The organism is Haliea sp. E1-2-M8, from assembly GCF_030649675.1.
Classification (GTDB): Bacteria; Pseudomonadota; Gammaproteobacteria; order Pseudomonadales; family Halieaceae; genus Haliea.
In genome coordinates this window covers 1-12,918 of record NZ_JAUTDR010000023.1, presented here as the reverse complement: position 1 = coordinate 12,918, position 12,918 = coordinate 1, and the positions used below count along the sequence as shown (strand labels likewise).

Sequence of the window (12,918 nt, the reverse complement as noted above, 5' to 3'; positions counted from 1 at the left end):
GCACACTCCAGTGGGTAGCGCAATTGCCACCTGCACAGGTTTGGGACAGAATCCCCGCAACATCACTGGAGCACGCCGTGTATTCCTGGAAAGCCATCCGCAACGTCTGCCTGGCCCTGCTGCTGATCCCGATCGGGCACTTCGCCTGGCTGGTCGCCCAGGACACCCTGCAGACCATGCAGAGTTCCCCCACCGCCTGGGAGGGCGAAATGCGGGCCTATACCCGCGCCGACCAGCGCGCAGCACTGCCGAACCAGCCGGTGCTGGTGGTCGGGGGTCGCCGGGTCAAGCTGTGGCAGGGCCTGCCGGAACTGCTGGCGCCACAGCCGGTATTGATGCGCGGACTGGGCGGCGCCATCGTCGAGGACGTGGCCTATTACTACGACCGTCTGATCGGCTTCTACCGCCCCGCCACCCTGGTGCTGCTGCCCGGCAGCAGCGAATTCCACCTGCGCGACCACAAGGATGCCACCGCGCTGGCAGCCGCGATTGCAGACCTGGAGACAAAGGATGCCAGATTGCGGGAAAACGGCCGGTTTGTGGTATTTGTGCCGGTGAAATCACCGTTTTATCCCGAGGACTACGCCACCATTGACGAGGTCAGGCGGCGCCTGCAGACCTGGGCCGGCGAGCGGCTGCGGGTGACGGTGCTGGACCCCAACCCGCTGCTGCAGGATCTGGCCGGCAAGCCCAGCGGACGGTATTTCCGGCCCGATGGCATGCATCTGAACGGCCAGGGCTATGCGCGGCTGGAGCTACTGCTGCAGGATACGCTGGCCGAAGTTGGTGGAAAAGGGCAAAGCGTCTCTCGAAAATGACATCGCCCCTGTTAATCCGGCCGCCTATAGCAGATACATTCAGTCTTCGGGTCCAGCAGTGCTTTATATCTTTATGGCTCTTCTCCTGGCACCATTTATAACCAAAAAGCGCCTCCGCAGAGACGCTTTTATCCCGAACGCACGAACAGCTCCTCAAGACTCCCGGCATCGAGAATCTCCTCGGCCCATGCCTCCAGTTCCACGGCGGAGGCGGCGTCGAGTCGCTCCGCTGCCCAGGCAGGCCGTTCACCAAAGCGCCGAGTCAGCTGGCGGCGAAGGACCTTTCTCTCACCTTCTTCGCGCGACCAAAGCCGACAAGCACATGGCCAAATTTGATGGAACTGCCCTCCCCGGGCCCTGCGGACGCGTTTCCGCGGAAACGCGAAAATGTGATCACAACCCCACGACAATGCGCTAGAATCCAGCAATGCTGAGCAAAATCCCCGCCACACTGCCGCACACACCCCTGCTGAGCGCCATCGACCAGGGTAGACCCCTGCGCGAGTTCGACGAAGAGGAGCTGCTAAGTCTGAGCGAGGAGATGCGGGCCTACCTGCTGTATACCGTGGGCCAGAGCGGCGGGCATTTTGGCGCGGGGCTCGGGGTGGTGGAACTGACCATCGCCCTGCACACCATCTACAACACGCCCCACGACCGCATCGTCTGGGACGTCGGCCACCAAACCTACCCGCACAAAATCCTGACAGGGCGCATGCAGCAGATGCACAGCATCCGCCAGTCAGGCGGCTTGTCAGGCTTTCCCAAGCGCAGCGAGAGCGAGTATGACAGCTTCGGCGTCGGCCACTCCTCCACCAGCATTTCCGCCGCCATGGGCATGGCACTGGCGGCGCAGCAGCAGGGAATCGAGCGCAAGGTAGTGGCGGTGATCGGCGACGGCGCCATTACCGGCGGCATGGCCATCGAAGCCCTGGCCCACGCCGGCCACGTGCGCCCGAACATGCTGTGCATTCTCAACGACAACCAGATGTCGATCGGCCACAACGTCGGCGGCCTGGCCACCTATTTCGCCAAGATCTGGGCCAGCAAGACCTACATCGCGCTGCGCAAGGGCACCAAAAATCTCCTCAGCCGCATCAAGCCCGCCTGGGAGCTGGCCAAGCGCACCGAAGAGCACATGAAGGGCATGGTCGCCCCCGGCACCCTGTTCGAGGAGCTGGGCTGGCACTATATCGGCCCCCTGGATGGCCACGACCTGCCGCAGCTGTTGCAGACCCTGGAGAACATGAAAGACCTGGAAGGCCCGCAGTTCCTGCACATCCGCACCATGAAGGGCAAGGGCTTTGCCCCGGCGGAAGCGGACCCGGTGGGCTACCACGCCATCAACAAGATCGAAGCCGTGCCCAAGGGGCCACAGCAGAACCAGCTAGCGCCCTCCCCCAGCCCGAAAAAACTCAAGTACCAGGACGTGTTCGGCCGCTGGCTTTGCGACACCGCGGCCCTGGACCAGCGTCTGATCGGCCTTACCCCGGCCATGTGCGAGGGGTCCGGCATGGTGGAGTTCGCCAAGCAGTATCCGCAACGCTTCTACGACGTTGCCATTGCCGAGCAGCACTGCGTGACCCTGGCCGCGGGCATGGCCTGCGACGGCCTGAAGCCGGTGGTGGCGATCTACTCCACCTTCCTGCAGCGCGGCTACGACCAGCTTATCCACGACGTCGCCCTGCAGAACCTGGACGTCACCTTCGCCATCGACCGCGCCGGTCTGGTCGGCCAGGACGGCCCCACCCACCACGGCGCCTTTGACCTGAGCTATATGCGCTGCATCCCCAACATGGTGATCGGCGCGCCCTCGGACGAAAACGAGTGCCGGCAGATGCTCTACACCGCCTTTGACTACACCGGCCCGGCCGCCATCCGCTACCCCCGCGGCAACGGCCCCGGCGCCCTGATCGCTCATGAAATGACAGCGCTGGAGATCGGCAAGGCAGTCACCGTGCGCGAAGGCCAGCAGGTGGCGATTCTCGCCTTTGGCACCGTACTGGCCGCATCAGTGGAGGCCGGCGAAGCGCTGGACGCCACAGTGGTCGATATGCGCTGGGTGAAACCGCTGGATGAAGAGCTGATCATGGCCCTGGCGGCGAGCTGCGAGCTGTTGGTAACGGTGGAAGACAATGCAGTGGCCGGCGGCGCCGGTAGCGGGGTGCACGAGTTGCTGGCGCGGCACCATGTGGATACGCCCTGCCTGCACCTGGGGCTGCCGGACAGCTTTGTGGAGCATGCCAGTCAGGAGGAGCAGATGGCGGTGTTGGGGTTGGATGGGGAGGGGATTGTGCGGAGTGTGCAGCAAGCCTTGCCCGCGCGGATGAAAATCGCGCCGGTGGAAGCCGCGGTACTGACCCAGAAGAGCTCCTGACGTTCATCTCAAGCAGCTTGGCCCTGACCCCATGCCGGCACTGACCCCGCAGCCGTGACCCGCAGCTACCAGCTCAAGTACTCCGAACTCAAACCGTCTGTTTTCAACCTGGCGGAACGCGAACGCAAGGCTGTTACCCTGGTCCGGGTATGCCAGGACTTCCTGCAACGGCAGGACTTGAGCCACCTTAGTGTGCTAGACGTGGGCAGCTCCAGCGGCATTATCGACAACTTTCTCGCCGACCACTTTGGCAGCGTTACCGGTATCGACATCGACGCACCCGCCATGGCCTGGGCCCAGGCCAACTTCGACAAGCCCAACCTGCACTACGCCCAGGGCGACGCCATGCAACTGGCCTTTGCGAGTGAGCAGTTCGATGTGGTGGTGTGTTCCCATGTTTACGAACACGTGCCCGATGCCAGGACAATGTTCGACGAAATCCACCGGGTGCTGAAACCCGGCGGCTTCTGCTATTTTTCCGGCAACAACCGGGTGATGTGGATGGAGCCCCACTATCGTCTGCCGTTGCTGTCAGTACTGCCGCGTCCCCTGGCACACCGCTATATGCGCCTGGCCGGCAAGGGTGAGTACTACCACGAACAGCACCTGAGTTACCGGGCCCTGAAGGCCTTGTGCAGTAGCTTCCAACTACATGACTATTCCCGCGCCATCATTCAGGACCCCGCCCGCTTCGGCGCGGACTACATGTTGACCCCCGGCAGCCTCAAGTGGCGCCTGGCCAAGACCGTGGCCCGCCGTGCCCCCTGGGCAACGCCGCATATCTGGCTACTGCAAAAGCCCGGCGACACTGCAGCGTGAAAGTGCTGGTAATTACACGAAATCTGCCACCGCTGGTCGGTGGCATGGAGCGACTACTGCACAACCTGGTGCTGGGGGCGGCAGAGTATGCGGAAGTCACCGTAATTGGGCCCACCGGCTGCCGCGAGTACCTGCCGGATACGGTCGCGACGCACGAATGTAGCAACAAGCTTGCAGGGTTTCTGGTTGGGTCCACACTTACTGCGCTACGCATTGTCCGCAGGGGACGGTTTGATGTGGTGATAGGCGGCAGCGGGCTGATTGCTCCGTTGTTATTGTTACTCAAGACCCTGTTCCGGTGCCGCACCCTGATTTTGGTGCACGGCCTGGACATCATCGTGGACCACTGGCTCTACCAGCGCCTGTTCATCCCGACCCTGCGGCGGGCCGACCAGGTAGTGGCCAACAGCCGCAACACCAAGCGCCTGGCCGTCGAGAAAGGCGTGCCAGAAGAACGGATCACCATCATCCATCCTGGTACGCACATACCGGAACTCCCGGACGAAGACAGGAAGCGGGAATTCCTGCAGCGCTACCGCATTCCCTACAGCCGCTACATGCTTTTTGCAGGCCGGATCACCCGCCGCAAGGGCCTCTCCCCGTTTATTCGCAATAGCCTGCCCGCTATCCTGCAAGTCTGCCCGGATGCGGGGCTCGTGGTGGTGGGAGACAACGCAGGCGACAGCCTGAATCGGCAGGGTGAAAAAGCAGAGGTGATGGCTGCAATTGACGAGACCGGGCTGACCGACGAGGTGATGTTCCTGGGCCAGGTGGATGACCAGGACCTGGAAACCGCCTACGCCTGCGCAACAGTTCATCTATTTCCGCTGATAGACGTGCCGGGGGATGTGGAAGGATTCGGGATGGTGGCGATTGAGGCGGCTGCGATGGGGACGCCTACGGTGGCTTTTCAAGTGGGTGGAGTCGAAGACGCTGTACTACCTTCCGGCGGTAATTTGGTTGAGATTGGGCAGTACGAGCAACTCAGAGAAGCCGTTTCCAGCTTTTTGCAGGACACTGACGCTACTACCGATGCATACCGGAAACATGCGAAGCGTTTTGAATGGTCCCGATTCAACCGGGAGATCCGCCCACTGGTTTGCAGCACTTAGGCATGAAAGTAGACCGCAGGAAGCTAAGCCATTGGCGATTACTCATCCTCCAGGGCCTTTATACCCTGCTAGCGATCGCTCTTCGGTCATTTACTGTCAGGCCAGCCAAGCCGCTTATCATCCTCTACGGGCACCAATTCAACGGCAACCTCAAAGCGCTTTATGAGGAGTGGCGCCAAACTGGCCCAGACCACCTGGAATTGGCTTGTCTCACACTAGACCCAACACAGTATCAAGAGCTTCGGACCAAAGGAATTCACACTCTCGCGTGTTTCCGCTGGCGCGACATGCGCAATCTCAGCCGTTGCTCAGTGATAATCACCGACCATGGATTGCACGCCATGCTGCCCCTGACTTATCTCAGCAACATACGCTTTGTGGATGTGTGGCACGGTATACCCTTCAAAGGTTTCACCCCTGAGGATTTCAAGCTCCAACATCGCCACGATGAAGTGTGGGTTTCCTCACCACTACTGAAGGACCTGTACGTTGAACGTTTCGGGTTCTCTCCAGAAAAAGTGAAAAGCCTGGGCTATGCGCGAACCGACAAGCTGTTCCAGCGGCCCTCTCCACCCTCGACCTTCCGGGGCTGGGCAATGATACCCAAGGACCAGAAACTGGTGCTGTATGCGCCCACCTGGCGGCAGGACGATGCCGGCAGGGAACTGTTCCCCTTTGGAGCGTCACAAAAAGAGTTCACCACAGCCCTGGCCGAAACCTGTGCCTCAGTGGGCGCACGCCTGGTGATTCGCGCCCATCTCAACGCAAGCATCAGCGGTGGGGATAGCGATGATATTCTCTACTGCCCCCAGAAGGACTACCCGGACACCGAGGACCTGCTGTTAGCTACGGACATCCTGATATGCGACTGGTCTTCCATTGCATTTGACTTCATGGCGCTGGAAAGACCAACCCTGTTCCTTGATGTACCAGCCCCTTTCAAGCACGGATTCTCACTGGGCCCGGAGTACCGTTTCGGTTGTCTCATCCCCAACCTCGAGGAACTCAGAACAGCATTGAGGAAATACTTGCTAACACCGGGGGCTTACGAGGATGTTTATACTGCACGGCAGCGCGAGACGATCACGGCGCTCTATGGGAAATTCACGGGTGTCCGCTCAGCGCGCAAACAGTTGGAAAGGCTTACAGAGCTAACTCCAGATACCGCCCGATGAATACTAGTACCGGATCCTCTCAATAACTTCAGTAGTGGATATGGCCGGGGTGCGGGGCAAATACACCACCTCACAGAGCGAACTAAAGTCATCGAAACGGCCGCGCCAGTCGTCGCCCATGACCAGCACATCGGCGCGGAACTGCCTGATGTAATCGCCTTTGAGTTCGAGGGATTCTTCAAGGAATACCTCATCTACGCAACGGAGAGCAGCTATAATCTCGACGCGCTCCTCCTGTCTGTAAACGGGTGGGCGCCCCTTCTTGGATTGGTTGAGGGCATCGGTGGATACGCCGACAAACAGTCGATCACCCAAGGATCTAGCTCTCTCCAAAATCTTCAGATGACCAACATGAAACACATCGAATGTGCCGAAAGTAATTACTTTTTTGTTCCTGGAAGTCAAGGCGCTCTCGCCTCCAAATATTTCCGCTAAATTGCACTGTTCACTTACGGCTGAGCCCAAGAATAGCGATGCTCCGCTTATAGCAGTAAACTACCAAATATCGGAGGTAATAAAGAAAGATCCCAGCCCAGTGTAGGCCCGGAATTGGATAGTGCTTACGAAACAATACCCGGATAGCGCTGATATTTCTATGAGACCGTATGCTATGTAAAGACTTGAAAAAGTCCCGAATACTCATTTTTTCCATCTGGAACGCAATACTCGTGCGCGTATCATCAATGGAAACCGAGGCACCAGAAGCCAAATACAGCGGTACACCGAGGTCATTCGCTCGCAAGAAAAAATCATGATCAGCGTAATAGTGTGGCAGCGCCTGCTCGTCGAACAAGCCCACTTTTTCAAACACGGAAGCCGCTATAATTGCTCCTCGACCTCCACTTATTAGACTGACTCGCTCCAACGAGCCAGCACTCCGGGTTCTCGGGATTTTCCAAGGCAACACCAAGGTTGGAAAGCCCAGCAAAAAAAAGCTTCGAACAACAGACTTCGTTATTTCGCCGGTACGCCAACACCTCTGAACAGGCGCTATAACTGCATCGGGAAGCGAAGCAGCCAATTCATCCAAGATGGATAGCGTGTCCGGATCTACGTAGCAATCATTGTTCAATAGCATGATGCGCTCAGCGCCTTGTGCTAAAGCTTGACGAACGCCAAGGTTGGTGGCTCCGGCCCACCAAAGATCTGGTGATCCGGAGATACGCTCCACCTCCGGAAACTCCGTAGCCACACATCTAGCAGTCAAGTCAGAAGTTCCATGATCAACCAGCACCACTGAATATTCTTTGTACCGGCTATATCGCAAGGACTGCAGACAGATTCTAGTCTGCTCGAAGCCATTAAAATCTGTAATTATCAAGTACATTGTCAAATCAAACCCGAGATGTCTTCGAAATAGCAAACAAACAAGGCGAATTAGAAGAACCCAATTTCTAAATATTTCACCAACACGCTCAAGCCTGGTCGCGCACACCAAGTCTTGACGACCTAACTTGGAGAGCAGAATGGTCCCGCCATACGCCTCTCGCTGGAAGCAGCATCATCAGGGCTCTGAATCCACGTCTAATAAGGGATACCATGAACAGCCTAAATAACCCTTTACGAATCAAAGAGGCTTCGCGTACGAACAAAAAATAGCCATTTGCGGCTACCAAGTCGTATTGATAACGAGCAGCCAGTAGCTCCATTGCCTTTTCACCATAGAAGAAAACATGCTGGCCTGTTTCGGGCGCGAGGTACCACCAGTCTTCTCCTTGACCTTCGTACAATAAGGTGCTCAACAGAACCACTTTGGCACCTTGACTAAATATTTCATCCATCTCCCGCGCAGGATCAGAAAAATGCTCTACCACCTCAAACGCAGTTATCATATTAAGGATTTCTGAGCCTGGGTCAGTAAATCCTTGAGCGTATACGGGGCTAGCGTGCGAGTCCATTAGGTAGCAATTGACCTCATAATCTCGAAGCAATCGACATAGAAAACCGTCCCCGCCACCGAAATCTAACACATTCGGTGCGGAGAACAGCTTCACAACAAAATAGCATATAGCAAGATTATGGAGATTTCGTTGAGCCGCTCCAGTATCCAGTAGAGACAAGCTCGACGTTTGATAAGCCTCTCCTAGCCAAAAAGGATGCTCTGTCTGCAGTGAACGACATGTCTGACATAAAAAGTAATTCACTGAGTACCTCTCTAGAACTGTACTAGAGAACTTAAGCACTAGCTTTCCACCACAAAGTCGACAGCGATTCACCTCAAATTCTTCCGAATTTTTCGCTACTACGGGCATTGACCCTCTCCTTCCCACCTTAACTTGCTCATAGACTCATTTTTCTGTAGATTTTCATTTTCTAGAATACCTCTGCGTAAACGTCATGCTTAACGTTCTAAGGAAGCTCAACACAAAATGCCCTTTCTCTGCCTTGGCGACATCTGATGCGCATCGCATTTGACTCACAAATATTTACGCTTCAAATCTATGGCGGAGTATCAAGATACATAACCCGACTCGCATCTGAGCTGGATGAACAACAACAAGATGTGAGAATTTTTGCACCAGTATATTTGAACAAGCACCTTAACAATATACACCCTGAAACATTGAGTGGTATCCATTTGTCTTTGAAAATACGAGGAACGCTTCCACTCCTTCGTTACATAAACTTCAATTTTTCAAAAGCGAAAATAGCGGCATGGAAGCCTCAAATAATGCATGAGACCTACTACGCAACTCGCCCCATTTCTCCTACGAATGTTCCCTGTGTTGTAACGCTTCATGACATGATACATGAGAAAATGCCCCACCACTTCAAGGCTAACGACCGCACATCGCATACTAAAATGAAGGCATTGGATCGAGCTGATCATATCATTTGTGTCTCGGAAAATTCACGAAGGGATCTTTTGGAGCTCACATCAGTTCCTTATAGCAAGACATCTGTCGTGCACCTCGGTTTCGATTCGCCAGAGAGCTGCCATCTAACGCATGAGCGTTCACCATATAAACATCCAAGTCGTCCATATATCCTTTATGTTGGGAAGCGGGAAGGCTACAAAAACTTCAAGTTCCTTATCGAGTCATTTTCCCAATCAACTATTTTGAGAAAGGAATTGGATATCGTGGCGTTTGGCAGTCATCCGTTTACTCATCAAGAGATAAAACTCATGGGTACGCTTGGACTCAAGCTAGATCAAGTACAGCACCATACAGGTGACGACGCAAGCCTCAGGAGCTTTTATCGACATGCTTCGGCCTTTGTTTACCCTTCCCTTTACGAAGGATTTGGAATTCCACCCTTAGAGGCTATGGCCAACGATTGCCCCGTAGTTAGTAGTCGCGCAGGCTCCATGCCGGAGGTTCTTGGGGAGGCGGCAGAGTTTTTTGATCCAACCGATTATCATCAGCTCTCTACAGCAATTGAAATCGTAGTATTCTCTGCGAGTCGCCGCAATGACCTGGTTCGCTTGGGTCAAGAACGTCTAAAGAATTACTCGTGGAAAAGATGTGCCGAGGAAACATTAGAGGTATATCGAGAGTTGCTTTAAACACTGTGAAATTTATTGAGACCGCGCCATGGTTGGAGATAATTTGTGCATAAAGGATACAAATTTGTTGGATAACACAATAGCGAGATTTTTACGTACGTTAGGTTTGAAAGTGAACCGCATTTCCGCTAAAACCGACGCTAATACCCAAATCCTCAAGAGCATCGAGCGCGTTGGAGCTAAGAATGTACTCGATATTGGCGCAAATACAGGACAGTTTGCGAAAGGACTATTTTCTGCTGGATATAGAGGCGATGTAGTGAGTTTCGAGCCCCTTAGTACCGCGCACAGAACTTTGTTGCTGAATGCGCAAGGCGTATCCAACTGGACTATTCACCCCCGCACAGCCATTGGCAACAGTGAGGGTAATATTGGTATCAATATTGCCGGCAATTCGGAAAGTTCTTCAGTCTTACCAATGCTTAAGCTTCACAGCGATGCGTCGAAAGGCTCCAGTTACACTGACAGTGAAGTGACTGCAATAACGAGGCTTGACAGTGTTGCTCCACAATACCTTGCGTACGGCGTTGACTATTTTCTTAAAATTGACACTCAGGGGTTCGAGTGGGAGGTGCTGGAAGGTGGCTCAGAAACTCTCCGTCATGCGGCCGGAATTATTTGTGAGGTATCCCTAGCACCTCTCTATGCTGGCGCCCACCATTGGATGGAAATACTCAGTAGAATTGAACTCTCCGGATTCACTTTGTGGGCGCTCCAGCCAAATTTTATAGATTTGCGCACGGGGCAAACTTTGCAGACGGATCTTATTTTCCTGAACAACGGAAAGATATAATTCTACACTTCACAGAGCTAACAACATATTTACCTGAACGTTTTGGACCACTGATGGAAACTCCACTCCTGTAAAAGGAGATATTGAGCAATCTTGCCACTCCGCGCATAGGAACTCAAAGATCGGAGCTACCAACATGTAAATTTATATTCAGCACCGCCAATGATATAATTCGGGGCAGCAGCAGGTAGGACTAAGCGATCTTTTTACCCAGAAGCCTGCGGAGAAACCGAATAATTCTTCGTGGAAAGCTCAGAATAGTATAAGGAAAACTGAGTGACCTGCCACCGTGAGAATAGTCAAATAGATATTTATCAGCATCTGCACACCGCTCCACGCCAGCTGGATGGATAATTTCCCCGATTGGCGCGATCGGTATTGCCGCGAGGGGATTCTTCTGCGCACGGGTGTGCGTCGAGTCAGGCCCAAAACCAATATTGCTAACCAGATTAACATTTGGTGTAGCCGTGAGACCTCCTTGAAACCAGAGACTAGCTGTCCAGGGATAGTCCCATGTGTCTATTCCTCCGGCATGCACGCGCTCAAATATTTTGGCCCAATAACGTCGCTCCACAGGATCTGGCATCTTCTCGCACCAATCAGCGGACTGTGACCATTCCGGCCAAAACGGTATATCGCCTTGGTAGTGCCGCCAGGCACGGCGCCAGCTCGCCCAACCCCAGCAATGATTGTACTTAGAGAAGTAGTAGGAGGCACTCCCACGATATTTCCCATCCTGGAAATTATCTCCAGTAACGACCGAAACGCGTTCGTCATCTCTATACCGATCAAGAACTACCTCCGTGAAGCGAAAGAAGTCCGCATGCGGTAAACAGTCATCCTCCAGAATAATTCCTTGTTCTTCATGCTCAAAGAACCACGTAATTGCTTCACCGACCGCACGTTTACATCCGAGATTCTTGTCACGGAAAAGTGTTTTAATCTCGCATGGCCAGTCTATAGCTGTCGCAATGGAACGAGCACTTTCCACTCGATCATTCTCGCCTTCCCTTCCATCGCGTGCGCCGTCAGCGGCCACATATAGACGTGGTGGTTTGGCTCGACGAATTTCTTCAAAAACTTTAGCTGTCGTGTCTGGACGATTAAATATCAGAAAAAGCACTGCCGTGCTCAAGGGGTTTGAAGGTGTAGAAAGGTCAGCCATTGGCTCTGCCTTTCAGCAATGCGTCAAAGTATCCAATGGTTTTCTTCAATCCCTCTTCCAAAGTTATCCCTGGCTCCCATTCTAAAGTCTCTTTCGCCATTGTGATGTCTGGCTGTCGCTGCTTGGGGTCATCTGCGGGCAGAGGCATGTAGATAAACGCAGAACGTGAGCCAATCAGGCTGTGAATCGTTTCTGCCAGTTCAATCATGGTAAACTCTCCGGGATTACCCAGGTTCATAGGGCCCGTCAAATTATCGTCGCCATTCATCAGCCGCACAATGCCTTCGACTAGATCGTCCACATAGCAGAACGACCTCGTTTGAGTACCGTCTCCAAAAAGAGTAATTGGCTCATTGCGAAGTGCTTGCATGATGAAGTTGGACACCACTCTTCCATCATTGGGATGCATGCGCGGGCCGTACGTATTAAAGATGCGGGCGACCTTTATGTTCAATCGATGTTGTCGATGATAATCAAAAAACAGCGTTTCTGCACAGCGCTTGCCCTCATCATAACAAGAGCGTGGGCCGATCGGATTCACATAGCCGACATAGGATTCCGGCTGCGGATGGACCTGAGGATCGCCATATACCTCGCTAGTGGAAGCCTGAAATATTTTGGCTTTGGTGCGCTTCGCTAAGCCCAGCACATTGATCGCGCCGTGAACGCTAGTTTTAGTTGTCTGGACAGGGTCGTGCTGGTAATGGATTGGTGAGGCCGGACAAGCAAAATTGTAAATTTCATCAACCTCTACATAGAGCGGAAAGGTCACATCATGGCGCATCACCTCAAAGTTAGGGTCCTTCAACAAATGCGCTATGTTGTCCTTGGTACCAGTGAAAAAATTGTCTAGACATAAAACGTCGTGGCCATCGTTCAGCAACCTCTCGCAGAGATGAGATCCGAGGAAGCCAGCTCCGCCAGTGACGAGCACACGGGGGCGATTATTGTAGTTCTTCACAGGTACGTATCCCCAAAGATAAAAGTATAAAGGCCTACTTGATGGCTACAGCATAAATAGACTCAAAGACTCGCGCCTCTAAATCAATTGACTTGTGAAATTCACGAACACGCACCTCCTAACAGGTTGCTGAAAAACTCCCTCGAATGAGGGAAAATAGCGCAATCGCAGGTTGGAGGCCAAACAATGCGCG

13 protein-coding genes are annotated in these 12,918 nt (G+C 53.9%); 7 read left to right on the top strand and 6 right to left on the bottom strand.

Annotated elements, in window-relative coordinates:
* Positions 1-77: 77 nt before the first annotated feature.
* Entirely contained in the window at positions 78-818 is a 741-nt protein-coding gene (locus Q6D67_RS16800) for a hypothetical protein (RefSeq protein ID WP_304706832.1), read from the top strand.
* Between the two features lie 128 nt (positions 819-946).
* Here Q6D67_RS16800 and Q6D67_RS21845 read toward each other — a convergent pair whose 3' ends face one another.
* A complete protein-coding gene (locus Q6D67_RS21845) occupies positions 947-1,270 on the bottom strand; it encodes a DUF4351 domain-containing protein (RefSeq protein ID WP_370551981.1) in 324 nt (107 codons plus the stop codon).
* Between Q6D67_RS21845 and dxs the strand changes: the two genes are divergently transcribed.
* The 4 genes from dxs to Q6D67_RS16780 are packed head-to-tail and all read left to right on the top strand — an operon-like array spanning position 1,246 to position 6,298.
* Positions 1,246-3,192: a 1-deoxy-D-xylulose-5-phosphate synthase gene (gene dxs, locus Q6D67_RS16795; protein WP_304706831.1), complete on the top strand. Its 1,947-nt coding sequence runs from the start codon at positions 1,246-1,248 to the stop codon at positions 3,190-3,192. The two genes, Q6D67_RS21845 and dxs, sit on opposite strands and share 25 nt — an antisense overlap.
* Before the next feature lie 54 nt (positions 3,193-3,246).
* Positions 3,247-4,011 carry a class I SAM-dependent methyltransferase gene (locus tag Q6D67_RS16790; protein ID WP_304706830.1) on the top strand — a complete coding sequence of 255 codons (765 nt, stop codon included), beginning with the start codon at positions 3,247-3,249 and terminating at the stop codon, positions 4,009-4,011.
* A complete protein-coding gene (locus Q6D67_RS16785; protein WP_304706829.1) occupies positions 4,008-5,123 on the top strand; it encodes a glycosyltransferase family 4 protein in 1,116 nt (371 codons plus the stop codon). Before Q6D67_RS16790 ends, Q6D67_RS16785 begins: the two co-directional genes overlap by 4 nt.
* 2 nt (positions 5,124-5,125) lie before the next feature.
* Positions 5,126-6,298 (top strand): CDP-glycerol glycerophosphotransferase family protein, encoded by a 1,173-nt coding sequence (locus Q6D67_RS16780; RefSeq protein ID WP_304706828.1) that lies wholly within the window; start codon positions 5,126-5,128, stop codon positions 6,296-6,298.
* Positions 6,299-6,301: 3 nt separating this feature from the next.
* On the opposite strand, the gene Q6D67_RS16775 is transcribed toward Q6D67_RS16780, so the two are convergent.
* The 3 genes from Q6D67_RS16775 to Q6D67_RS16765 all read right to left on the bottom strand — a co-directional run bounded on the left by Q6D67_RS16775 (position 6,302) and on the right by Q6D67_RS16765 (position 8,550).
* Complete coding sequence (locus tag Q6D67_RS16775; RefSeq protein ID WP_304706827.1) at positions 6,302-6,703, bottom strand: adenylyltransferase/cytidyltransferase family protein; 402 nt, start codon at positions 6,701-6,703, stop codon at positions 6,302-6,304.
* 40 nt (positions 6,704-6,743) lie between these two features.
* Positions 6,744-7,625, bottom strand: a complete 882-nt coding sequence (locus Q6D67_RS16770) for a glycosyltransferase family 2 protein (RefSeq protein WP_304706826.1) — start codon at positions 7,623-7,625, stop codon at positions 6,744-6,746.
* Positions 7,626-7,713: 88 nt separating this feature from the next.
* A complete protein-coding gene (locus Q6D67_RS16765; protein WP_304706825.1) occupies positions 7,714-8,550 on the bottom strand; it encodes a class I SAM-dependent methyltransferase in 837 nt (278 codons plus the stop codon).
* 146 nt (positions 8,551-8,696) lie between these two features.
* Between Q6D67_RS16765 and Q6D67_RS16760 the strand changes: the two genes are divergently transcribed.
* On the top strand, positions 8,697-9,806 hold the full coding sequence (locus Q6D67_RS16760) for a glycosyltransferase family 1 protein (protein WP_304706824.1): 1,110 nt from the start codon (positions 8,697-8,699) through the stop codon (positions 9,804-9,806).
* Between the two features lie 64 nt (positions 9,807-9,870).
* The gene (locus Q6D67_RS16755; protein ID WP_304706823.1) at positions 9,871-10,599 is read left to right on the top strand and encodes an FkbM family methyltransferase; all 729 of its coding nucleotides are present in this window, start codon (positions 9,871-9,873) and stop codon (positions 10,597-10,599) included.
* Positions 10,600-10,792: 193 nt separating this feature from the next.
* On the opposite strand, the gene Q6D67_RS16750 is transcribed toward Q6D67_RS16755, so the two are convergent.
* Both Q6D67_RS16750 and Q6D67_RS16745 read right to left on the bottom strand, forming a co-directional pair.
* The gene (locus tag Q6D67_RS16750) at positions 10,793-11,764 is read right to left on the bottom strand and encodes a glycosyltransferase family 2 protein (protein WP_304706822.1); all 972 of its coding nucleotides are present in this window, start codon (positions 11,762-11,764) and stop codon (positions 10,793-10,795) included.
* Positions 11,757-12,725, bottom strand: coding sequence for a UDP-glucuronic acid decarboxylase family protein (locus Q6D67_RS16745; RefSeq protein ID WP_304706821.1), 969 nt, complete (start codon positions 12,723-12,725; stop codon positions 11,757-11,759). The genes Q6D67_RS16750 and Q6D67_RS16745 overlap by 8 nt, the downstream gene beginning before the upstream one ends.
* Positions 12,726-12,918: the final 193 nt, after the last annotated feature.

What these genes read in the sequence shown, in the direction of transcription:
- dxs (WP_304706831.1), top strand. Translation starts at nt 1,246, where the DNA reads ATGCTGAGCAAAATCCCCGCCACACTGCCGCACACACCCCTGCTGAGC.
- Q6D67_RS16780 (WP_304706828.1), top strand. Translation starts at nt 5,126, where the DNA reads ATGAAAGTAGACCGCAGGAAGCTAAGCCATTGGCGATTACTCATCCTC.
- Q6D67_RS16770 (WP_304706826.1), bottom strand. Translation starts at nt 7,625, where the DNA reads ATGTACTTGATAATTACAGATTTTAATGGCTTCGAGCAGACTAGAATC.
- Q6D67_RS16765 (WP_304706825.1), bottom strand. Translation starts at nt 8,550, where the DNA reads ATGCCCGTAGTAGCGAAAAATTCGGAAGAATTTGAGGTGAATCGCTGT.
- Q6D67_RS16760 (WP_304706824.1), top strand. Translation starts at nt 8,697, where the DNA reads ATGCGCATCGCATTTGACTCACAAATATTTACGCTTCAAATCTATGGC.
- Q6D67_RS16750 (WP_304706822.1), bottom strand. Translation starts at nt 11,764, where the DNA reads ATGGCTGACCTTTCTACACCTTCAAACCCCTTGAGCACGGCAGTGCTT.